Genomic DNA, 21977 nt, shown 5'->3' on the forward strand with positions numbered 1-21977 from the left:
GTTATCCGGCTTTGGTCATCGATCCGTTAACGCGGCATCGCAATTTAGTTCGTATTTTTATCAATTTCGACCGACCCGCGCTGCAGGCTGGAAAAATCAAATAGCCCTGGATCCAGCAGCCGCCCGGGCCGCGCGTTCATCAAAGCGCGAAACATGACATTGCGGCGGCCGGGGCTGTTTTTTTCCCACGTATCCAAGATCTGTTTGACCTGCTGGCGCTGCAGACCATCCTGACTGCCGCATAGATCGCAGGGAATGATCGGGTATTGCATGGCCCGGGCGAACCTGTCGCAATCGGCCTCGGCCACGAAAGCCATCGGGCGATAAACGAACAAATCGCCTTCTTCGTTCAGCAGCTTCGGCGGCATGGTCGACAGACGACCGCCGTGAAAAAGGTTCATGAAAAAGGTCTCAAGGATATCATCCCGGTGATGGCCCAGCACCACCGCGCTGCAGCCTTCTTCGCGCGCGATACGATAAAGATGTCCGCGCCGCAGCCGCGAACACAGCGCACAAAAGGTCCGCCCCTGCGGGATTTTATCGACAACGACGGAATAAGTATCCTGATATTCGATCCGGTGCGGCACGCCCATATCTTTCAGGAACTTGGGCAAAACGGTCGCCGGAAAGCCGGGTTGCCCCTGATCCAGATTGCAGGCCAGCAGATCGACCGGCAGTAGGCCGCGCCACTTCAGCTCATACAGCACCGCCAAAAGCGTATAGCTGTCCTTGCCGCCCGACAGACAGACCAGCCAACGTGCATCGCGTTCAATCAAACCATAGGTCTGGATTACGTCGTTCACCTGACGCACGATCCGCTTGCGCAGCTTCTTGAATTCGGTCGTATCAGGCGCGCCGTGAAACAGCGGATGTATGTCGTCTTGATCGTCCAGCATCACTTTTGTCCAAAACCCAGTGGCCGCCTTATGCCCGCGATGAGGCTTCAATTCAATCGTTCTGCGCAACCTGTTGCCGGGTAAGAGAAACCTGACTTGCACATCCATCCCGGTTCGGATTTTCTGAATGATATCAAACAATTTATATTTCGGAGATTGGCATGGATTACATTTTTACGGTGCGGCGTGTGCGTAAGGATGTTTTCGATAATGAACCGGGCAGCACTTATTTTTTGGCGGTGCCCGAGGACGCGCACGATCTTTCCCCACTGCAAACTGTTGGGCGGCCCGGGCGGATGCCCAAGAAATGGCTGAATGCTGTACTGCGCGAAGCAAAGCCCAAAAGCCCGTCAGATCAGGGTGATCTGCTGGTCTATGTCCATGGCTTCAACGTGTCGACACAAACGATGCTGTCGCGGCACCGGCTGATCAAATCGGGCCTGCACGCGCAGGGTTATCAGGGCGGTTTGGTCAGCTTTGACTGGCCCTCGGCCGATAAGGCGCTTAATTATCTGGAAGATCGAAGCGATGCCAAGGAAAGCGCACGCCGTCTGGTGGATGAAGGCATCGCGATCTTTGCCCAGATGCAAGAGGAAGACTGCCAGATCAATGTCCATATCCTGGCCCATTCGATGGGCGCCTATGTCGTGCGCGAGGCTTTTGATGATGCAGATGACCGCCGCGCGCTGGCCTCGGCCAACTGGATGGTCAGCCAGATCATGTTCGCATCCGCCGATGTCTCGGCAGCTTCGATGTCCGAGGGCAATCCGAAGTCATCATCGCTTTACCGGCATTGCAACCGGCTGACGAATTATTCAAACCCCTACGACGGCATCCTGTCGCTGTCGGGCATCAAACGCCTGGGCGTGGCCCCAAGGGTCGGTCGGGTCGGATTACCCGATGATGCCCCTGAAAAAGCGGTGAATGTCGACACCGGCCCCTATTTTGATGCCAACCGTGATCAGTTTCAAAATCTGGAATATCCTGGGCATTCATGGTATTTTCAGGACGCGACTTTCATGAAAGATGTCCATGAAACCATCAGGGGGCAGGTCGATCGGAATGTGATCAAAACCCGCTTCCACGCGAATACCGGTTTTGGCCCAAAACTTGCTTTAAAGATGTAAACCACCCGACCAGCACGTCTATTTACGTTTAATATCAGCAAAATAAGGCCATTTTCGTTAAGGATATCATAATTCGAACATTGATTTGCACAGTTTTGTTGTTAAGGAATTGTTAAGTTTAGAAATCTGTAGTGAGTGATGTACGAAAATGCCAACCTTTGACGTTCGGTTTTATGATTTCGACCCAATTGGTGTTTTCTCGACATCCATTGGTGGTACGACCACCTACAATGGACCCACGTCGCCGGATGGCATAGCAATCATCACTGACAACCAGACGCCCCCCGAAGACCAGTCACTGGAAGATGATAGCGGCGGTGGAAACGAAACGGCAACTGCGGTTGTCACGCTGAACGGGCAAACAGCCACCTCCGACGTCGACGCCGAGTCCGTCTGGACGTTGCAAGACCCTGTCACCGGCCAACAGTTTCAGATTGCGCGGTTTGATATCGAAGACGGCCCCTTTGCCGGTCGGTACCTGATTTCGGAAACACCTCTTGTTCCCGGCCGTGAATATACGACAGTGGAATACACCAACGCCGCCAACGCAAGTGATGGTGATCCGGTCTTTACCTATACAGACTTCACCGACGGCATTGTCGAAGGGACCGATGGCAATGACGTCATCGATGCAGATTACACCGGCGACCCGCACGGCGACCAGATCGACAACACTGACAGCCCGGAAACCCCGCCACCACAAGAGCTTTCGCTCAACTGGTCCTCTTTTGGTGATGAAGCCGACCTAAGTGGTGGCGTCACCCAGGACACGGGCGGTATTAACGTATCGGTCAGTTATAATGGACCCGGCGGGCCTCAGAACGAATTTACGGCTGAGGACGATACAACCCTTTATACTGAAACTGATGAGCCCTTCAGCACGACCTCATCTGCATTTCTTGAATCAAACGGTGGCGAGCAGAATTCAATCGTCACGGTGGATTTCGATTCTGTAACAGGTTCGGGTTTTGAAGATGAAGTCCAGAACGTTCAGTTTCGCATCAACGATATCGATGGCACCGGATTAGGCAACGCCGGATTTCAGGATATCGTCACAATCACCGCCTTTGACGCAGACGGAAATCCTGTACCTGTTAACATTACGCTTTCAGGCGATGACACGCTAGATGGTGATACGATCCTGGGGGCTTTGAACCGCGATAATGCGGATGAAGCGGACGGGTCAGCATTAATTGAAATTCCGGGCCCTGTCGCTCAGATTATAATTGAATACGACAACGGCGGAACTGTTCGCCAGATCGTCAATATCTCGGACATCCATTTCGAAACCATTCCCGAGGGCAGCAATGACGATGTCGTCGATGCGGGCGCCGGGAATGACCTGGTCGAGGCGGGCTTGGGCGACGACAGCGTTCTGGGCGGGACGGGCCGCGATACGCTGGACGGCGGCAGTGGTGATGACACTCTGCTTGGTGGGGGCGGTCGTGATGTTCTGATCGGCGGAACGGGCGCGGATTCACTGCTTGGGGAAAACGGGCTGGATTCGCTGGATGGTGGCGATGGCGACGATTTTCTATCGGGCGGTGCCGGTGCGGATACGCTGACCGGTGGCGCAGGTGCCGACACACTGGACGGCGGCGGCGGTGCAGATGTCTTGAACGTTGGTTCGGGTGACAGCGCCACCGGTGGCAACGGCGATGACACGTTCCTGATCGACGATACGCAACTTGGCGGCGGCACGATCTTTATCTCGGGCGGTGAAGGCGGTGAAACCAACGGCGACACACTGGATTTCAACGGACAGCTTGATGCCGGTACGCTTGTTATCTCAAACCCCGACGATAATTCGGGCGGGCTGTCTGGCACCGCGACGCTGCTGGATGGTACCGTTGTCAATTTTGAGAATATCGAAACGATCATATGCTTTGCCGAGGGCACTAAAATCCTGACACCGCGGGGCGAGGTTGCCGTCGAAGACCTGCGCGTCGACGATCCGGTGGTCACGATGGATAACGGCGTCCAACCCATCCGGTGGAAGTCCAGCCGCACCTTGCTGGCCCCCGATCACCTGGCGCCTGTTCAGTTCAATCCAGGCAGTCTTTTGGGCAACGATCGGCCCTTGGTCGTGTCGCCCCAACACCGCATGCTGATTGCGGGATATAAAGCCCAGCTGTATTTCGGCGAAGATGAGGTTCTGGTGCCCGCAAAAAGCCTGATCGACGGCCAGACGGTCATTCAGCAGAAAAAGCGGCTGGTCACGTATCACCATATCCTGTTCGACGACCATCAGATCGTCATGTCGAACGGCACACCGACCGAAAGCTATAACCCCGGTCTCTATAGCCTGGATGCGCTTGAGACAAAGGCGCGCAATGAACTGTTTGACCTGTTCCCCCAACTGCGGGCTGGCGTTCAGGGGTACGGCATGACCGCCCGCCCCTCAATCAAACACAGCTTGGCGCGGGTCTTGGCGCAAGTCTGATCCTTAGAAAATCATCCGGAAATCTATTACTGCCATAGAAGCGGACAGAGAAGGGCAGCGACCGTCCGCAGGTGGGCGTGAAGCGCCCGCCATCGTGATGAAAGCACGCCTTCGGCGTGACGGAGGGCGGACGGGAGATGCCCGGTAGTGCCCACCGGGCGAAGTGGTCAGGTAGAGCGCTTTTTATTTCTAAAAGGAAACTTAACGGATGCGGAAGTTGGCCGAGTCACCATTGCCGCGATCGGACGTGAATGTTATCTCGGACCCATTCGCGCGGACTTCCTGACAATTATAGGCAATGTCACGGTTGCCCCATTTCATATCACGGCAGAAATAGCCTGCCTCCCAGCTCCAGGTGCCGGTCACCTGTCGCATACCACCAGTGCCCGAAATTCTGCCATCGGGTGTCACTTGCAACTGGATAAAGGGACGCGACAGCGTCTTGCCGTTGACCAGCCCGATGAACTGGTCTTTCTCCTTCACAGGGGCCAGATCGGCCAAAGCCAGACCCGATGTCATCACCAGGGCGGCTGCGGATATCAGTGATGCCTTAAGCATGATGTACCTCTTGCAGAACTTATATTCGTGATACGGCATGGCCTTGGCTCTGGATCACCGCGATCAAATATCTGTTAACTGCGACCGCTTATAACCCCAGCACATCCATCATGTCGTACTCGCCGGGGGGCTGATCCATGCCCCAGATGGCGGCCTTTAGGGCGCCGCGGGCGAAAACACGTCTGTCACTGGCGACATGGCGCAGCGTGATCCGTTCACCGGGACCAGCGAACAGCACATCATGTTCCCCCACGATATCGCCACCGCGGATCACCGAAAACCCGATATGACCCGGTTTGCGCGCGCAGGTCAGGCCATCACGCCCCCGGTCGCAGATATCGTCCAACCGTGCCCCGCGCCCCTCGGCAGCGGCCTCACCCAGCATCAGCGCAGTACCGGATGGCGCATCAACCTTCTGGTTATGATGTGCCTCGGTGATCTCGATATCGTAATCCTCATCCAAAGCGGCGGCGACCTTGCGGGTCAGCTGCACCAGCAAGTTGACCCCCAGGCTCATGTTTCCGGCCCGGATAATGGTCGCGTGGCGGGCCGCCGCCTTGATCCGCGCCAGATCAGCCTCATTAAATCCAGTGGTTCCGATCACATGCGCCACCCGGGCCTGAGCGGTCAGTGTGGCCAGTTCAACCGTCGCAGCGGGCGCGGTAAAATCGATCACCGCACGGGCGTCGGGCATCACGGTCAGCGGGTCATCTGTGACAGTCAGCCCCAGATCAGCCTGCCCGAGAACACGCCCCAGATCTTGCCCGATCCAATCGTGCCCCTGCCGTTCCGTCACGCCGATCAGCTGGACCTTGTCGCTTTCCATCACCGTATGAACCAGCATCTGACCCATACGGCCAGATACGCCTGCGATGACTATGCCCGGACGTTCGTTCATCCCGTTCTCCCTTTAAATCGCGGCAATCTTTAGCGAAGCGTCGCCGGATTGGCAAAGCCTAGCTTGGCAAGTGGCCTGGAAGAGCGTATCTGATAAAAAATGGCAAAGAACAAATTTCATACAGGATCAGGCCCGTCTCAGCGGCAACTTCGGGTGGGCGAACTGATCCGCCGTACATTGTCCGATGTCTTGAATCGTGGCGATGTGCACGACCCGGACCTGAACCGCATGTCCATCACTGTGGGCGAAGTGACGACGTCGCCTGACCTGCGCGTGGCCACCGCCTATGTCCTGCCCTTGGGCGGTCAGGGCACCGATGAAATGCTGGAAGCGCTCAAGCGCAACAAGGGCGAGCTGCGCCGGATGGTGTCCAAGAACCTGACGCTCAAGTTTTCGCCCGAACTGCGGTTTCGTGTCGATGAAACCTTTGATCGGCTGGACGACACGCGCCGCATGTTCGCCCAGGACGCCGTGCGCCGGGATCTTGAGGACTGATCGATGCGATGGCTTGCTGTTCTGACATGGCTGATAACGCTGCCCGCCTTTGCTGTTGACTGTCGCGAAGTCACTTATAGCGGCAATGATTATAGCGTCTGTGAAATTGACCTGACGAAAGACGATCTGCGTCTTTTCCTGAAAGACAATCAGGGGGATATCATCGGTCATTTCGACCGATTGGAAGAGATACTCGAAGAAAGCAGCCTGTCTTTTGCGATGAATGCGGGTATGTATCACGAAGATCGTGCGCCGGTGGGGCATTTTGTCGAAGACGGACGTGAGGTGATGCGTGTCATACCGCAAGCGGGTCCAGGCAATTTCGGGATGTTGCCCAATGGGGTGTTCTGCATCCGCGACGGGCGGGCCGATGTGATCGAAACCCTGCGGTTCGTGCAGGAGCAACCAGATTGCATCTACGCCACACAATCCGGTCCCATGTTGGTGATTGACGGGAAACGCCATAACCGGTTTCTGCCCGACAGCATCTATCGCAATATCCGCAATGGCGTCGGCACCAGCGCCGATGGAACGCGTGCGATTTTTGCGATCTCGGACAATTCGGTCACGTTTTACGAATTCGCCAATCTGTACCTTGAGTTTTTCGAAGTCCCCAACGCGCTTTATTTTGATGGGCGGATATCGCGGCTGCACGCCCCGCAGCTGGAACGGTCTGACCTAGGCGTACAAATGGGGCCCATCATTGGTGTCGTTGATTGACGAACGCGGCCGCGTCGCTTATGCGCCAACGGCAAAATGGGGGTAAGATGGCACGTAAACGCAAAGGGCGCGATATATCGGGGTGGCTGGTGGTCGATAAACCGGCAGGTGTCACGTCAACAGCCATCGTAAACAAGGTCAAATGGGCCTTTGATGCGAAAAAAGCCGGCCACGCTGGCACGCTGGACCCCGAGGCAACCGGCGTTCTTGCGGTGGCTTTGGGCGAAGCGACGAAAACCGTCCCTTACATCACCGACGCACTTAAGGCCTATCGGTTCACCATACGGTTGGGCCAGGCCACGAATACCGACGATGCCGAAGGCGAAGTGATCGCCGAAAGTACGGACAGACCCACCGACGATCAGATCAAAGCCGCACTGGGTCAGTTCGTGGGCGACATCATGCAGGTACCGCCTAAATTCTCGGCCGTGAAAATCGACGGGCAACGCGCCTATAAACTGGCGCGCGACGGGGAAGACGTCGACATTCAGGCGCGCCCCCTTTGGGTCGAAGAGCTGATCATGACGGACCGCCCGGATGCCGACCACGTTGAGCTGGAAATGGTCTGCGGCAAGGGCGGTTATGTCCGGTCCATCGCGCGCGATCTGGGCAAGGTTCTGGGCTGTCACGGTCATGTGCGCACTCTGCGCCGCATCTGGTCGGGGCCGTTCAATGCCGAAGACGGCTTGTCGATGGCGTTTTTGGATGAACACGCCAAAAGCCCGGCGCTGGACGATTATCTGCACCCGCTCGAAGCGGGCTTAAGCGACCTGCCGGAACTCAGATGCACCGCCGAAGGTGCAGCGCGTTTGCGCAATGGTAACCCAGGGATGGTACTGACCGCTGACACTGACTACGGGGATGAAGCCTGGGCGTCATTTAACGGCCAACCCATCGCTATTGGTACCTATAAATCCGGCCAGCTTTTTCCGTCCCGAGTGTTCACACTTCCGTCTGCGAACTGATGGTGCGGGATATTTGAGTATTTGAACCAAGAAGAAGGTACTAAGAGCACTCTCACCCTTCTTCTTGGCAAAAATACTCAAATCCCACCGTACGCAGCTATAAGCCGCTGTTAGCATCTTGGGCGTAGAACCCCACCCCACGATATCGTAGAGAAATGGTTTTCCAGAACTTGTGTTTTGGCTTGGAACCCCAAGACACAAGCCGCCTGAAAGATCATGCATGAGACATAAAGTGGGGGCGTTGCGACCCCTTTCTGGCTAAACCAACCTTCAAGACGGTGGCGCCACCTTTCTTATCAGATCAGACCCGACACCCTGCCACCCAAAGGTGATGCGGGGCCAAGGTCGTTCACGGATCAACTGCGCCGTCCCGGACTTGATCCGGGACCTCTAGTCCTGCTTATTCAGCCAATCGATAACATCAGCCGCATTCCGATCCGGCGGGAAAACGGGATAGAAGTGTCTGACAACCACACCGTCGCGCAAGATCAGAGTCAAACGCTTCAGCAAGGTCAGACCGTCCACCTGAAATCGTGGCAGACGCATCGCATCTGCCAGCTTCAACCCTTCATCCGACAATAACGGAAAGGGCAAATGCAGCCGATGGGCGGCATCACTCTGATAAGCCGTATCTTGCGTCGATAAGCCGAACAGATGATCCACGCCCACCGCTTTCAGGTCCGCAAAATGATCGCGAAAAGCACAGGACTGTGGCGTGCACCCGCGGGCGCCGGGGATCATATTCCAACCGTCGGGCAGCGGGGTGTCGGGCTGGCCTGTGCGCGGATAGATATACACCACTGTCAGACCCACCAGCTTTGACAGATCAACAAACCCGCCATCCGTCGCGGCCAATGAAACAGACGGCACGGCGGCCCCCGACAGATGATCGGCCCCGCCGTCATCTTCCGGCGCGGGCAGCCGGGACCAGTCGACAGTGTTCAGATGATCGCCCATATTCTAATGCAGCACATCTGGATGGACGGTGACATCCAAACGCGGGCGGCGGGCCTGTTCGGCCTCGTCCGCGCTGATCCGCAGCGCATCCCAAAGCGCGTCAAAATCGGTAAACAGCGTCGCGGTCTTGCGCCAGTCTTCATGATAGAACCGCGCAAAGATCACCTGATGCGAGGCATTGGGCCTGCAATCGACCAGCATCGTTTCACCATAAAATTCACTGATCACAACCAGATGCTGCGACCCGGAAAAATGTGCGCCGGGCAGGTCCATGTGGCTGGTCGCGGCAGCTGATTGCAGCGTTTCCAATTGTTCAAGCGGCAGGATTTCGCGGTTCGACGGAAAAGGGTTAACCCAGTCGCGCTTGTCATCAGGCCGCGGGTTGCGCACCGCAGGGATCAATACATCGCGCAGCGCGCCGCCGTTTTGTTCATAATAAAGCGCCCTCAGACCATCGGGAAACCGAACGCCAAGCGCGCGTTCGGCCTTGCCAATCGCCTCATCCGCCGTACGCGGGTGCCATTCGTGGTCGGGATAGGCAAAAATTGTCTTGGGCGACACGCGCATGTCACTCAGTTCCAGCTCGAAATAAGGGCCGGTTTGCGGTGTGCCGTTCGCATCAGTGGCATCCCGGCGTTCCGTCATGAAATCCGCCACCGTCAGCAGAACCGATATCCCCGCCACCACACAGGCGGCGATCATGTCACGCTGAACGGTGCCCGCAGCTTCGTATTCGGGATAAAATGCAGCACTGATGCCATAGCCCACAAAGTAAAAGGCCGCGATGCCCAGAAAGGCGAACCCACCGATCACCACAATCTCTAGCAGCATATCCCAGATGTCCACATAGTTGCTGTTCCGCTTCAGGCCACTGCCGAAAAGCATTGCGAAAATGAACGCCCCTGCCAGAGGCACCATGACCAGCGGCACGCGCCCCATGAAGCCATAGTAAAGCGCACATGGGAACAGGATCAGCGAAAACACCGCCGCCAGCGTGGAAATCATGGTGCTGTTGTCGTCAGCTGTGCTCATTTGGTCGTGCAATCCTTTTCCAATAACGTCGATCAGATCGACCGCCGCCTGCGAAACATCAGCCTGGGCAATCTCAGCAGACCGGAAAAGCCAATGCTGAAGGTCAGAAAACCGATCAGGGCAATGATAAGCCCATCAAAGGTCAGCTGCACGCCGGGCTGATAATCATCCCATGCCGCACGGGCGATATCCGCATCGCGCAGCCGCCAGATGTTGGATAACCGGTCCAGCGGGCCGCCCTGACGCAGCGCCATCAGGTCGGCATTAAGCCGTTCATAGCGAACGAACATCTGCTGCACGTCGCCTTGGCGTTGTTCAAGAAAGTTCGTGCCAGACAGTTCGGCCACCGCCTGTTCGCGGGTCAGACCCGCTTCGGCAGCGCTGGTATCGAAAGCCAGAACCAGCGTATTCAGTTCATCCACGGCGCCCGCCAACCGCTGCAGATACTGCTGCGAATAGGCAGGGTACTGTGACCCGGCCACAGCGCCCATTAGTCCAACAGCAAAAACGATTGTGCGCATATCATCCTCATGGAGCCTGATAAATCTCGGCAATCCTGTTTACGGCCAGCTCTGGTGCCAGTTCTTCGCTTTCGCCAGTGCGGCGGCTGGTCAGTTCAACCACACCGTTCTTCAACCCGCGCGGGCCAACTGTAATCCGCCAGGGCAGACCAATCAAATCCATTGTTGCAAACTTGCCGCCCGCCCGTTCGTCGCGATCATCATAAAGTGGCTCAAGCCCTTTGGCGACCAAGGCGGCATAGATCTGCTCACAGGCAGTGTCAGCCTCGGCATCGCCCTGTTTCAGATTGACGATCCCGCAGTGGAAGGGCGTCACGCCCTCGGGCCAGATGATGCCGTTGTCGTCATGGCTGGCCTCGATAATCGCGCCCAACAGACGGCTTACACCGATGCCGTGCGACCCCATGTGCACCGGTACGGGTTTGCCATTGGGGCCCTGAACGGTGGCACCCATGGGGTCGGAATATTTGGTGCCGAAATAGAAGATCTGACCCACCTCGATCCCGCGTGCACTGCGGCGGCGGTCTTCGGGGATTTTGTCAAAGGCCTGCTGATCGTGGGTTTCATCGGTGCGGGCATAAAGGGCGGTGAATTCTTCCATCACGGCACGGCACTGGTCGACACTGTCATAGTCGATCTGGCGTTCACCCAAGCGGATGTCGGTGACGGCGCTGTCATAAAAGACCTCGGATTCGCCCGTATCAGCCAGCACCAGAAATTCGTGCGTGTCATCCCCGCCTATCGGGCCGCTGTCGGCGCGCATTGGAATGGCCTGCAGCCCCATGCGTTCGTAAGTGCGCAGATAGCTGACCAGATGGCGGTTGTAGGCGTGCAGCGCATCTTCCTTGGTCAGGTCAAAGTTATAGCCGTCCTTCATCAGAAATTCGCGCCCGCGCATCACGCCAAACCTTGGGCGGACCTCGTCGCGGAACTTCCACTGGATGTGATAAAGCGTTAGCGGCAGATCCTTGTAGCTGTTCACATGGGTGCGGAAGATGTCGGTGATCATCTCTTCATTGGTCGGGCCGAACAGCATGTCGCGGTCATGCCTGTCGCGAATGCGCAGCATTTCGGGGCCGTAGGCATCGTAGCGCCCGCTTTCACGCCACAGGTCCGCGGGCTGGATCGTGGGCATCAGCATCGGGATATGCCCTGTGCGCATCTGTTCTTCATGGACGATCTGTTCGATCCGGCGCAGCACTTTGTACCCAAGGGGCAGCCATGAATAGATCCCCGCAGCCTGTTGTCGGATCATACCCGCCCGCAGCATCAGGCGGTGACTGACGATCTGCGCCTCGGCAGGGGTTTCCTTGAGCACAGGCAGAAAATAGCGGGTCAGACGCATGGCGGTTCCTTTAGTAAGCTGCCAAGCCGTTTAGGCGATGGTTGCCCTACAGGCAAGCGGCAGCTTGAACCTTGGTGACCGTTCTGACGGGTTTGGTTGGGTTCATGAGGTCCCGGATCAAGTCCGGGACTGCGAAGAAGGATAGCAGCAGGCATCACCTCAGGTCTAAGCAGGGGCGTCGTCGGCCCGCGGGTGGGCGATGTGATCAGACCGCTGATGTGCTTTATGGCAGCAAGTCACATGTGGTGTCGCAGCTTTTCGCAGAAGGCAGACAAATCGCCGACCCGTGGGGGCGGGTCGACGATGGCCCGGCGCCTGCGGCGCGTTCACGGGCCGGTACGCATTGGCTGATGACCGGCCAAAATACCAGACATCTGCCCAGTCCCGGCCCCGCACCGGGACCTCATATCCTGATTTGTCCCTTGCATGACCGCCTGTCATCGGCGATGAAAAGAAAAACCTATACCTATGGACATTCATGGCACTTCCCGTCGAACAACAAGCGAAATACTGGGGCCTGGCCATTGCGCTGTTCTTCGCGCTTATGTGGTTTCTGGGCGATGTGATGCTGCCTTTTGTGCTGGGGGGCGCCATTGCCTATTGCCTTGATCCTTTGGCGGACCGGCTGGAAGAATGGGGCGCCAGCCGTGTTTTGGCGACGGTGATCATAACGGTCTTTTCCATTCTGATCTTTATTCTGACCATGATCCTGTTGATCCCGACCCTGATCGCTCAGGCCACAGATCTGATATCCGTGGCACCCCAGGCCTTCCGTGATCTGCAGTCTTTTCTGACAGAACGCTTCCCATCGCTGCTGGATTCGGACTCGCCCGCGCGTCAGCAGCTTCTGGCCATTGGCGAGGCGATCCAGTCCCGCGGCGGCGAGCTGATCAATACGGTCCTGACCTCGGCCCTGGGGGTGATCAACATCGTCGTACTGATCGTTCTGGTACCGGTCATCGCTTTTTATCTGCTGCTGGACTGGGATCGTATGATGGCGCGTCTGGATGGTCTGCTGCCCCGCGATCACGCACCCACGATCCGACGTCTGGCCGGTGAAATGGATGAAGCACTTGCGTCCTTTATCCGTGGCATGGGCACGGTCTGTCTGATCCTGGGCACGTATTATGCGCTTGCCTTGATGACGGTCGGGCTGCAGTTCGGTCTGATCGTCGGCTTCATCGCCGGGCTGATCACCTTTATTCCCTATGTCGGGGCCTTGGTGGGCGGAGCGCTGGCCATAGGGCTGGCACTGTTTCAATACTGGGGCGCGGTGGAAACCGGCACGGGCGAGATGCAGACAGATTGGCTGCGGATCAGCTTGGTCGCCGGTATTTTCGTCATCGGCCAGATTGTTGAAGGTAACTTTCTGACCCCCAAACTGGTGGGCGACAGTGTGGGCCTGCACCCCGTCTGGCTGATCTTTGCGCTGTCGGTCTTTGGCACGCTGTTTGGGTTTGTCGGTATGCTGATCGCTGTGCCCGTGGCGGCGATGCTGGGGGTATTGGCGCGATTTGCGATCAGTGAATACAAGGACAGCAGGCTTTATACCGGGGTCAGCGGACGCAAAGTGGCCTCAAACGGGGACGAACCCGAAGAAGATGAGTGAACAGCTTGGCTTGAACCTGCCCAGCAAAACCGCCCGCGGACGTGAAGATTTCTTTGTATCGCCCGCCAATGCCCTGGCCGTCGCCACGCTGGAAGACTGGAAAAACTGGCCCAATCGCAAGATGATCCTGTCCGGCCCGCGCGGGTCGGGAAAGACGCATCTGGCCCATGTCTGGGCGGGTGATACGGGCGCCGACGTACTGGCTGCCAACGGCCTTGCGGATAGTGACATTGAAGCCCTGGCACAAAACCCGTTTCTGGTCGTCGAAGACATTCCCGATATCGCGGGGCAGAACAGTGCTGAACAAGCCCTGTTTCATCTGCACAACCTGATCCTGGCAAATGGCGGAACGCTGTTGCTGACGGGCGACGCCGCGCCATCCCGCTGGCCCACCCGCCTGCCCGATCTGGCCAGTCGTCTGCAGGGCACATCGGTTGCCACACTGGACCCGCCCGATGACGCCCTGCTGGCGGCCGTGCTGCTGAAACTTTTTGCCGACCGCCAGCTGTCACCGGCGCCGACAGTCATCGGATATCTGGTGTCCAATATGGAACGGTCCTTTGACATAGCCGGACAGGTTGTCGCCCTGATGGACCGCATCGCGCTGGCCAATCGTCGCAAGCTGAACCGGGGGTTGGCCGCCGACGTGCTGGACATTCTGCGCGACCCCGACCCATAATCGTCATAAGACCTTCACATAAAACAGCAATATGGGGCAGACATGACACAAACAGATTTTCTGAAATCCGCCTTTCCCGCCCCCATTGCTTTGGACGAAGACTTCAGCGGCCCTGCGCGGTTCTATAACCGTGAACTCAGCTGGCTGGGCTTCAATTGGCGCGTGTTGGAAGAGGCTGAAAATCCCCGCGTGCCCCTGCTGGAACGCCTGCGGTTTCTGTCGATCTCGGCCAACAATCTGGATGAGTTTTATACCGTGCGCGTGGCGGGCCTGCGCGAACTGGCCAATGCCGGCAACACCACACCCGCCGCCGATGGTCTGTCGCCCGCCGAACAGCTGAAGCTGATCAACGAAGATGCCCGCCACCTGATGGAGCGACAGCAGGCGGTTTATGAGGCGCTGAAAGACGAAATGGAAACCAACGGCATCCAGATCCTGACCGCCGATGGGGTGTCGAAAGCGGATAAGGACTTTCTGGCCGATATCTTCCTGAACCGCGTCTTTCCCGTTCTATCCCCCCTGGCGATTGATCCCGCACATCCCTTTCCCTTTATCCCCAACACCGGGTTTTCGTTGGCGCTGCAACTGGAACGGATCAAGGACAAGACAAAGCTGCGGGCGCTCTTGCCCGTACCGCAGCAGATCAACCGCTTTATCGCCCTGCCGTCGGACGAAGGGCAGCATCGGTTCCTGCCGATGGAAGAACTGCTGCTGCTGCACACACACAGCATTTTCCCAGGCTATAAGACCACGGGTCACTGCAATTTCCGCATCCTGCGCGACAGCGATCTTGAGGTTGAAGACGAAGCCGAAGACCTGGTGCGCGAATTCGAAGTTGCCCTGAAGCGCCGCCGCCGGGGTGAAGTCGTGCGCCTGAAGATCAGCGCAAATGCCCCCGATGGATTAAAATCCGTGATTATGGAAGAAACCGAGGTCACCCCCGAGGAGGTCGTTGAAATCGACGGCCTGATCGGCATGTCCGACCTGTCTGAACTGGTTATTGATGACCGGCGCGATCTGCTGTGGCCCAGCTTCACGCCCCGTGTGCCCGAACGCGTGACCGATCACGACGGCGATATGTTCGCAGCCATCCGGCAAAAGGATATGCTGCTGCACCATCCCTATGAAACCTTTGATACTGTTATCCGTTTTCTGCAGCAGGCCGCGCGCGACCCGAATGTCGTGGCGATCAAACAGACGCTTTACCGGACCTCAAAGGAATCGCCCATTGTCGAGGCGCTGTGCGAAGCCGCCGAAGACGGCAAGTCGGTCACAGCCTTAGTCGAACTGAAAGCCCGCTTTGACGAGGCCGCCAATATCCGCCAGTCCCGCCGTCTGGAACGCGCGGGCGCCCATGTGGTTTATGGCTTCATGCACTATAAAACCCACGCCAAGATCAGCGCCGTTGTCCGGCGCGAAGGCGATCAGTTAGTGACCTATACCCACTATGGCACCGGCAACTATCACCCGATCACAGCGCGCATTTATACAGACCTGTCGCTGTTCACCTGTGATCCCGCATTGGGCCGCGATGCGACCAAGGTTTTCAATTATCTGTCGGGCTATGCCGAACCGGCCGAGTTGGAAAACCTGGCGATTTCGCCGATTACCCTGAAACAACGTCTGATTGACATGATCGGGGCCGAGGCCGACCACGCCCGCGCCGGGAAGTCAGCCGAGATCTGGGCCAAAATGAACTCACTTGTCGAAAGCGATGTGATCGACGCGCTTTATGCGGCCAGTCAGGCGGGGGTGAAAATCAATCTGGTGATCCGCGGGATTTGTGGCTTGCGCCCCGGCATAAAAGGGTTGTCCGACAACATTCGGGTGAAATCCATTGTCGGGCGGTTTCTGGAACATTCGCGCATCGTCTGTTTTGGCAATGGTCATAGTCTGCCGGGTAAAAAGGCCAAGGTCTACATCAGCTCGGCCGACTGGATGGGCCGCAACCTGAACCGGCGGGTCGAAACGCTGGTCGATATCACGAACCCTACGGTGAAGGCCCAGATCGTCAGCCAGATCATGGCAGCCAACCTGGCCGATGTGGCCCAAAGCTGGATCATGGCCCCCGACGGCGGCTTCACCCGTCCCGAAATGCCCGAAGGCGAATTCGCCTTCAACTGCCACCGGTTCTTCATGGAAAACCCATCCCTGTCCGGCCGCGGATCCGCAGGCGCCAGCGACGTGCCCAAACTGACCCATACCGAGGATTAATTTCACCTTCCAAAAATATATGCCAAATATTGTCGTGAATTCAGATTGTTAGGGGCCATAAGGCATAATCTCAGCAGTGCGGGCACCCGCTTCGATAAAAATTAACTCAATAAATATTCACTCTTTGTTCCTGTATTTACCGAATCTCAGCGTGATTTGGCCACTGCTTTAGGCAAATCAGGGCGATCAGTTGGGGTTAGTGATGATGTCGGTTCTTAAAGGTCTACGCCGCAGGGTTTCCAAACAGTTTGTTGTAACGATGTCTTTTTTCGTGTCCGCGTTTATCGCGTGGCCGATTATGGCTGAATTGGAATTGTTTGAACGGTTTTACTATTACACCCGCGCCCATGAAGACTCGGATATCGACGAAATTGCGCTGTTGATCATCAATCTGACAATTGCGCTCATGTTTTCAGTAGTCTTTCAGTGGCAGCGCCTTAAAAGGCTGGTTAAGGAACGCGATCAGCAGCGCAAACTGGCGGACAGACACGCGCGGCACGATCCGCTGACGGGCTTGATGAACCGCCGCGCCTTTTCAACCGAGGTCAAACAGACAAAGGAAACCGTTGCAAAGGGAGCAAACCGTTTTCTGGTGATGCTGGACCTGGACCGTTTTAAACCAATCAATGATCTGCACGGTCACGCTGCGGGTGATGTAACACTGCGGGTGGTCGCGAAGCGCGTTCAGTCTGAGGTCGGCAATGACAGCACCGTCGCACGTTTGGGCGGTGATGAGTTTGCCGCAATTCTTGCGCCTGGCACCACTGTTCTGCAGGCAGAACGCATGATGCGGCGGCTGCTTCATTCCGTCGAAAAGGCTATAAACTTCGGCACAGGGCAGATTTTTGTCAGTTGTAGTATCGGATTGGTGAACTGGACGCCCGGCATGTCAGATACCGAGGCCATGCGTCGGGCTGACAAGGCGCTCTATATGGCGAAAAGTCAGGGCAGAAGCCAATTTGCCTGGTACGACGCTGAAATGGATCGCCAGTCTCATGAGCGGGCCGAAATTGAGGCTGACCTGCGCGAAGCCATCAAAAACAAATACATCGAGCCCTGGTTTCAGCCAATTATCCAGATCGACACAAAAAAGCTGACAGGCTTCGAAGTTCTGGCCCGATGGAAGCACCCGCAGCATGGTCAGATCCCACCCGGCGTTTTCATTGAGATTGCAGAAGACAGCGGACAGATCGGTGCACTTAGTCTTTGCTTGCTACGTCAGGCCTGCACATCGGCAAAGGACTGGGCGGACCATCTTTCAATTTCGTTCAACGTCTCGGCCTATCAGTTTCATGATCCAAAACTGGTCGAACACATCCAGCAGATTCTGACCGAATGCAATTTTGATGCCAGACGTCTGACAATCGAAGTGACCGAAGGATCCGTAATCCACGACTTCAACGTCGCACGCGAAAAACTGCAGGCGCTCAAGGATCTTGGGGTGGCCGTGGCATTGGATGATTTCGGCACCGGGTATTCCAGTCTGGCCAGTCTTCGTCAGTTGCCATTCGATCGGATCAAAATTGACCGTAGCTTCGTGACCGATATTGCCACTGAACCACAAAACCAGAAAATCGTGTCCGGCATAATGACCCTTGCGCGGGGGCTGGAATTGGATGTCACAGCCGAAGGCATCGAAACCGCCGAGGATCTTGATTATCTTCGGTCGCTGAATTGTTCGCTTGGACAAGGCTTTTTGTTTGAAAAGGCGGTATCAGCGGATCAGGTGTCCTGGCTGCTGGAAACAAAGTGGGCCGAATGGGAAGTCGAACCGATCGTCAACAGCGACGTTGCTGATACGGCCCACCGTCAGGCTGGCTAGACATCGCTAAAATACTGCGGTGCACGGAACCCCGAACTGTGTGCCGCGCCTTGATCAGTAATTGAACTGATCTTCGCATTTAAAATTTGGTAAAGCTGCATCCTGACAATTGACGCGCGCCCGTTAGTCATAGCATTGTCCCACAAAGACTGTGAGGACATATGGACGGCACTGCAGAGCCCGCGAATGACGATTGGGGGCCATTTGGCAGACCCCTGTTTGACGATGCCTCGGCCAGGGCGCTTAGTCGGGTTGGGGTGGTGGATGTCGGCTCAAACTCGGTGCGGTTGGTTGTGTTCGACGGCGCGGCGCGCAGTCCGGCCTATTTCTATAATGAAAAGATCATGTGCGCGCTTGGGGCAGGATTGTCCGACACAGGCCGACTGAACCCCGAAGGTCGCGTCCGGGCATTGGCGGCTTTGCAAAGGTTTCAAAGACTTGCCGAGGGCATGGGCATCACGCCCCTGACGGCGGTCGCCACGGCCGCCGTGCGCGAAGCCGAAGACGGCCCTGATTTTCGGGAAGAGGTTTTGCTGAAAACAGGCCTGAAGCTGTGGGTCATCGATGGCGAGGAAGAGGCGCGACTGTCAGCCCAAGGCGTCTTACTGGGCTGGCCTGGGGCCTATGGGCTGGTGTGTGACATCGGCGGGTCGTCGATGGAACTGGCCGAGATTTCCGATGGCCGCGTCGGCAAACGGGTGTCATCGAACCTGGGTCCGCTGAAGTTAAGGGACATCAAGGGCGGCAAAAAGGGTCGCAAGGCCCACATCACAGACACGCTGAAACAGCTGCATGAGAAGCTGGGGCCGCAATCAAACAGACTTTTTCTGGTGGGTGGATCGTGGCGCGCCATCGCGCGGATCGATATGGAGCGACAGAACTACCCTCTGCACGTTCTGCATGAATACCGGATGAGCCGCCGCGCGGTGAACGAAACGCTGGATTATATCGCCAGGCATGATCTGGATGAGCTGCGGTCGCGCTGCGGGATATCGTCTGCCCGGATGTCACTGGTTCCGATCGCTGGTGAGGTGCTAAAACAGCTTGTTCGCGAATTCAAACCGCGTGATATCGCGATTTCCAGCTATGGCATCCGCGAAGGTATGCTTTACGAACAGATGCCGCAGCGGCTGCGCGACCGTGACCCGCTGATCGAGGCCTGCCGCTTTGCCGAGGCAAAGGACGCGCGCATCCCGGGCTTTGGCCGCGTCTTGTTCAATTTTATCATCCCCTTGTTCAAGTCAGCCCGCCCCGAACGGCTGCGACTGATCAAGGCGGCATGTCTGCTGCATGACGTCAGCTGGCGGGCCCATCCGGATTATCGCGCCGAGGTCTGTTTTGACAGCGTCACCCGATCAAACCTTGGTGGATTGAAACATTCAGAACGCGTTTTTCTGGGGCTGGCCCTGCTGTTCCGCTATCGCAGCAAACACGACGGCAGCTGGTTTGAGGATTTCGAAGGAATGATCGACGACACGGCCAAACGCGATGCCGAGGTCCTGGGAAAAGCCATGCGCTTTGGCGCGATGCTGTGGCTGCAGGCCGACCAGCCGATGGGCGAAATGCGCTGGTTTCCGAAAAAGAGGCAGTTGGATTTGGTTTTGACCCCCCAATCCGCGCCCCTGTTCGGAGAGGTCGCCGAAGCCCGCTTTCAATCCCTGGCCGCATCCTTGGAAGCGGAAACGGATGTTAAGGTCAGAAAATAGATCTTTTGGCGGGCCTCTATGACCCGCCAAACATCTTTTACGACGGGATTTTCGTCTTGCGCAGGTAGGGCAGAACGGCGTCGAAGTCGCCGAACTTTTCTCTGGCATCGGCATCGTTGACGGATGGCGGGATGATGACGTCTTCGCCGACGGTCCAGTTCGCGGGTGTTGCGATACCGTGTTTGGATGTGGCTTGCAGGGCATCCAGCGCCCGCAGGATTTCACCGAAGTTGCGACCGACGGTCATTGGATAGGTCATCGACAGCTTCAGTTTCTTGTCGGGCCCGATAATGAAAACCGACCGCACCGTAGCGCTGTCGGCGGGTGTGCGACCGTCGGGCAGATAGGCCTCGGCCGGCAGCATGTCGAACAGTTTCGACACCTTCAGCCCTTCGTCCGCGATAATGGGGAACCCGGCCGTCGCACTGGCATAGCCTTCGATATCACTTTTCCATTTCTTGTGATCAACGGCGCTGTCGACGGACACGCCGATGACCTTTGTGCCACGTTTTCCCCATTCATCCGCCAACTGCGCGACGACACCGAATTCTGTTGTGCACACCGGGGTAAAGTCCTTGGGATGCGAAAACAGGATGGCCCAGTTGTCGCCGATCCAATCGTGGAACTGGATCATCCCCTGATCCGTTTCAGCCGTGAAATCCGGTACAACATCGTTTATGCGAAGCGACATGGTTTCCCCCTTTTTGGTCTGTTGTTTTGCAAAATACGCATTCAACTCTGTTATACCAGAGCTTGCCGTTCAGTTAGGAACATCATCGACTAAAACGGGCTAATCCGACCCAAGCTGTCCCGCTGTCACCCGGATTTGCAGAATGTTATCTTCGAGTTAGGCGCGTTCGGTGTATTCCATGGTTTCCGTGTTCACGATGATGTCTTCATCCTGACTGACAAAGGGCGGGACCATGACCTTGACGCCATTGTCCAGAACCGCGGGCTTAAAGCTGTTCGCAGCAGTCTGACCTTTGACGACGGGTTCGGTTTCAACAACCTTGCAGGTGACTTTCTGCGGCAGGCTGGCGTTCAGCGCCTCGGACTCATAATATTCGATCTGCACCGTCATGCCGTCCTGCAGGAATGGACGGCGGTCGCCCAGAATTTCGGCAGGCAATTCAATCTGTTCATAAGTCTCGGTGTCCATAAACACCAGCATGCCGTCTGTTTCATAAAGAAACTGCTGATCTTTCTGTTCCAGACGCACCTTTTCGACTTTGTCCGCGGACCGGAATCTTTCGTTCAGTTTCGAGCCGTTGCGCAGATTTCGTAGTTCAACCTGGGCAAAGGCACCGCCCTTTCCAGGCTTGACGTGGTCAACCTTGACAGCGGCCCAAAGCCCCCCGTTATGTTCCAGAACGTTACCGGGCCGGATTTCGTTTCCGTTGATTTTCGGCATTTGAAGACCACTTATAAAGGTTGAAGAACAGTTAACCGCACCTATATCTTGCGAGTTATACGCTGGCAAGCTGCATGGTATGGATGTTTCTTTACATCAGTTATGCAATATGTGCATATCTGGTATTCGTAATGAGTGCCCCCGAATCGCAGCAAATAGGTGATAGACAACCTTTAGCCAGAAAAACAAGACCAAGAATAAGGACGCGAGATGAACGATTTCGTTGACGGCACAGCATTCAACAATGAACAAGGCAACCGGTCGCGTAAGCTGTTTGCGGCAGTTGTGCTTGCTGCATTGGATGATGCCATTGCTGATGACAAGAAATATGGTAATGGGCCAGAGCAGATTGCACGTTGGGCCCGGTCGCGGGATGGACGCGAAGTCCTAAGTTGCGCCGGTATTGACCCCAATGAACGTGTGGTCGCCGGCCTGATGGAGTTCGTGTCAAAGGGTATTCGGACCTCGGTCGCGCTTAGCCGTGAAGAAAGCGAACGCAGAAGTGCGGCCCAGGCGGCTGCGGAAGCAAAAGCTGCCTAGGGTTCAACGCCCATTGTTTAAGTAAAGCGACCCCAATCG

General features: G+C 56.5%; 20 protein-coding genes. 11 read left to right on the forward strand and 9 right to left on the reverse strand.

The window, feature by feature from the left end; all coding sequences use genetic code 11:
• Positions 1–44 precede the first annotated feature (44 nt).
• Entirely contained in the window at positions 45–896 is an 852-nt protein-coding gene (gene ttcA / locus H7848_RS09915; RefSeq protein ID WP_208350709.1) for a tRNA 2-thiocytidine(32) synthetase TtcA, read from the reverse strand.
• A 161-nt stretch (positions 897–1057) separates the two neighbouring features.
• Between ttcA and H7848_RS09920 the strand changes: the two genes are divergently transcribed.
• Together H7848_RS09920 and H7848_RS09925 are read left to right on the forward strand one after the other, a co-directional pair.
• A complete protein-coding gene (locus H7848_RS09920) occupies positions 1058–2023 on the forward strand; it encodes an alpha/beta hydrolase (protein ID WP_208350711.1) in 966 nt (321 codons plus the stop codon).
• 148 nt (positions 2024–2171) lie between these two features.
• Entirely contained in the window at positions 2172–4466 is a 2295-nt protein-coding gene (locus H7848_RS09925) for a Hint domain-containing protein (RefSeq protein WP_208350712.1), read from the forward strand.
• Positions 4467–4667: 201 nt separating this feature from the next.
• On the opposite strand, the gene H7848_RS09930 is transcribed toward H7848_RS09925, so the two are convergent.
• Positions 4668–5024, reverse strand: a complete 357-nt coding sequence (locus H7848_RS09930) for a dihydrodipicolinate reductase (protein WP_208350714.1) — start codon at positions 5022–5024, stop codon at positions 4668–4670.
• A gap of 88 nt (positions 5025–5112) precedes the next feature.
• Entirely contained in the window at positions 5113–5922 is an 810-nt protein-coding gene (dapB, locus tag H7848_RS09935) for a 4-hydroxy-tetrahydrodipicolinate reductase (RefSeq protein WP_208350715.1), read from the reverse strand.
• Between the two features lie 99 nt (positions 5923–6021).
• On the opposite strand from dapB, the gene rbfA reads away from it, so the two are divergent.
• From rbfA to truB, 3 genes are read left to right on the forward strand one after another with little or no spacing between them, the layout of a single operon-like run.
• The gene (rbfA, locus tag H7848_RS09940; protein WP_208350716.1) at positions 6022–6417 is read left to right on the forward strand and encodes a 30S ribosome-binding factor RbfA; all 396 of its coding nucleotides are present in this window, start codon (positions 6022–6024) and stop codon (positions 6415–6417) included.
• 3 nt (positions 6418–6420) lie between these two features.
• Complete coding sequence (locus H7848_RS09945; protein WP_208350719.1) at positions 6421–7137, forward strand: phosphodiester glycosidase family protein; 717 nt, start codon at positions 6421–6423, stop codon at positions 7135–7137.
• 47 nt (positions 7138–7184) lie between these two features.
• A complete protein-coding gene (truB, locus tag H7848_RS09950; protein ID WP_208350721.1) occupies positions 7185–8102 on the forward strand; it encodes a tRNA pseudouridine(55) synthase TruB in 918 nt (305 codons plus the stop codon).
• Positions 8103–8492: 390 nt separating this feature from the next.
• Here the strand turns inward: truB and H7848_RS09955 are convergent, their stop codons facing one another.
• The 4 genes from H7848_RS09955 to proS are packed head-to-tail and all read right to left on the reverse strand — an operon-like array spanning position 8493 to position 11957.
• Positions 8493–9059, reverse strand: a complete 567-nt coding sequence (locus H7848_RS09955; protein ID WP_208350723.1) for a peroxiredoxin — start codon at positions 9057–9059, stop codon at positions 8493–8495.
• A gap of 3 nt (positions 9060–9062) precedes the next feature.
• Positions 9063–10091 (reverse strand): SMI1/KNR4 family protein, encoded by a 1029-nt coding sequence (locus H7848_RS09960; protein ID WP_208350725.1) that lies wholly within the window; start codon positions 10089–10091, stop codon positions 9063–9065.
• A 32-nt stretch (positions 10092–10123) separates the two neighbouring features.
• On the reverse strand, positions 10124–10612 hold the full coding sequence (locus H7848_RS09965; RefSeq protein ID WP_208350727.1) for a DUF2937 family protein: 489 nt from the start codon (positions 10610–10612) through the stop codon (positions 10124–10126).
• Positions 10613–10619: 7 nt separating this feature from the next.
• Positions 10620–11957, reverse strand: coding sequence for a proline--tRNA ligase (gene proS / locus H7848_RS09970; RefSeq protein ID WP_208350729.1), 1338 nt, complete (start codon positions 11955–11957; stop codon positions 10620–10622).
• A gap of 478 nt (positions 11958–12435) precedes the next feature.
• Between proS and H7848_RS09975 the strand changes: the two genes are divergently transcribed.
• The 5 genes from H7848_RS09975 to H7848_RS09995 all read left to right on the forward strand — a co-directional run bounded on the left by H7848_RS09975 (position 12436) and on the right by H7848_RS09995 (position 19987).
• Entirely contained in the window at positions 12436–13566 is a 1131-nt protein-coding gene (locus H7848_RS09975) for an AI-2E family transporter (protein WP_208350731.1), read from the forward strand.
• Entirely contained in the window at positions 13559–14245 is a 687-nt protein-coding gene (locus H7848_RS09980) for a P-loop NTPase family protein (protein ID WP_208350733.1), read from the forward strand. Before H7848_RS09975 ends, H7848_RS09980 begins: the two co-directional genes overlap by 8 nt.
• 42 nt (positions 14246–14287) lie before the next feature.
• Positions 14288–16459 carry an RNA degradosome polyphosphate kinase gene (locus H7848_RS09985; protein WP_208350735.1) on the forward strand — a complete coding sequence of 724 codons (2172 nt, stop codon included), beginning with the start codon at positions 14288–14290 and terminating at the stop codon, positions 16457–16459.
• Positions 16460–16757: 298 nt separating this feature from the next.
• Positions 16758–18281, forward strand: coding sequence for a putative bifunctional diguanylate cyclase/phosphodiesterase (locus H7848_RS09990; RefSeq protein WP_208350737.1), 1524 nt, complete (start codon positions 16758–16760; stop codon positions 18279–18281).
• A gap of 161 nt (positions 18282–18442) precedes the next feature.
• Positions 18443–19987 (forward strand): Ppx/GppA family phosphatase, encoded by a 1545-nt coding sequence (locus H7848_RS09995; protein WP_208350739.1) that lies wholly within the window; start codon positions 18443–18445, stop codon positions 19985–19987.
• Between the two features lie 37 nt (positions 19988–20024).
• On the opposite strand, the gene H7848_RS10000 is transcribed toward H7848_RS09995, so the two are convergent.
• Together H7848_RS10000 and efp are read right to left on the reverse strand one after the other, a co-directional pair.
• Complete coding sequence (locus tag H7848_RS10000; protein ID WP_208350741.1) at positions 20025–20678, reverse strand: peroxiredoxin; 654 nt, start codon at positions 20676–20678, stop codon at positions 20025–20027.
• Positions 20679–20834: 156 nt separating this feature from the next.
• Positions 20835–21398, reverse strand: coding sequence for an elongation factor P (efp, locus tag H7848_RS10005; protein ID WP_208350742.1), 564 nt, complete (start codon positions 21396–21398; stop codon positions 20835–20837).
• 210 nt (positions 21399–21608) lie between these two features.
• Between efp and H7848_RS10010 the strand changes: the two genes are divergently transcribed.
• Complete coding sequence (locus H7848_RS10010) at positions 21609–21938, forward strand: DUF6280 family protein (RefSeq protein ID WP_208350743.1); 330 nt, start codon at positions 21609–21611, stop codon at positions 21936–21938.
• Positions 21939–21977 lie beyond the last annotated feature (39 nt).

Source organism: Pseudaestuariivita rosea, assembly GCF_017592335.1.
Classification (GTDB): domain Bacteria; phylum Pseudomonadota; class Alphaproteobacteria; order Rhodobacterales; family Rhodobacteraceae; genus Parasulfitobacter; species Parasulfitobacter rosea.

Bases quoted from the DNA above. Each gene is read 5' to 3' on its own strand.
- H7848_RS10000 (WP_208350741.1), bottom strand. From the start codon at position 20,678: ATGTCGCTTCGCATAAACGATGTTGTACCGGATTTCACGGCTGAAACG.
- dapB (WP_208350715.1), bottom strand. From the start codon at position 5,922: ATGAACGAACGTCCGGGCATAGTCATCGCAGGCGTATCTGGCCGTATG.
- truB (WP_208350721.1), top strand. From the start codon at position 7,185: ATGGCACGTAAACGCAAAGGGCGCGATATATCGGGGTGGCTGGTGGTC.
- H7848_RS09975 (WP_208350731.1), top strand. From the start codon at position 12,436: ATGGCACTTCCCGTCGAACAACAAGCGAAATACTGGGGCCTGGCCATT.
- H7848_RS09945 (WP_208350719.1), top strand. From the start codon at position 6,421: ATGCGATGGCTTGCTGTTCTGACATGGCTGATAACGCTGCCCGCCTTT.
- H7848_RS09980 (WP_208350733.1), top strand. From the start codon at position 13,559: ATGAGTGAACAGCTTGGCTTGAACCTGCCCAGCAAAACCGCCCGCGGA.
- H7848_RS09965 (WP_208350727.1), bottom strand. From the start codon at position 10,612: ATGCGCACAATCGTTTTTGCTGTTGGACTAATGGGCGCTGTGGCCGGG.
- rbfA (WP_208350716.1), top strand. From the start codon at position 6,022: ATGGCAAAGAACAAATTTCATACAGGATCAGGCCCGTCTCAGCGGCAA.
- H7848_RS09930 (WP_208350714.1), bottom strand. From the start codon at position 5,024: ATGCTTAAGGCATCACTGATATCCGCAGCCGCCCTGGTGATGACATCG.
- H7848_RS09920 (WP_208350711.1), top strand. From the start codon at position 1,058: ATGGATTACATTTTTACGGTGCGGCGTGTGCGTAAGGATGTTTTCGAT.
- proS (WP_208350729.1), bottom strand. From the start codon at position 11,957: ATGCGTCTGACCCGCTATTTTCTGCCTGTGCTCAAGGAAACCCCTGCC.
- H7848_RS10010 (WP_208350743.1), top strand. From the start codon at position 21,609: ATGAACGATTTCGTTGACGGCACAGCATTCAACAATGAACAAGGCAAC.
- H7848_RS09960 (WP_208350725.1), bottom strand. From the start codon at position 10,091: ATGAGCACAGCTGACGACAACAGCACCATGATTTCCACGCTGGCGGCG.
- H7848_RS09990 (WP_208350737.1), top strand. From the start codon at position 16,758: ATGGCTGAATTGGAATTGTTTGAACGGTTTTACTATTACACCCGCGCC.
- H7848_RS09995 (WP_208350739.1), top strand. From the start codon at position 18,443: ATGGACGGCACTGCAGAGCCCGCGAATGACGATTGGGGGCCATTTGGC.
- ttcA (WP_208350709.1), bottom strand. From the start codon at position 896: ATGCTGGACGATCAAGACGACATACATCCGCTGTTTCACGGCGCGCCT.
- H7848_RS09985 (WP_208350735.1), top strand. From the start codon at position 14,288: ATGACACAAACAGATTTTCTGAAATCCGCCTTTCCCGCCCCCATTGCT.
- efp (WP_208350742.1), bottom strand. From the start codon at position 21,398: ATGCCGAAAATCAACGGAAACGAAATCCGGCCCGGTAACGTTCTGGAA.
- H7848_RS09955 (WP_208350723.1), bottom strand. From the start codon at position 9,059: ATGGGCGATCATCTGAACACTGTCGACTGGTCCCGGCTGCCCGCGCCG.
- H7848_RS09925 (WP_208350712.1), top strand. From the start codon at position 2,172: ATGCCAACCTTTGACGTTCGGTTTTATGATTTCGACCCAATTGGTGTT.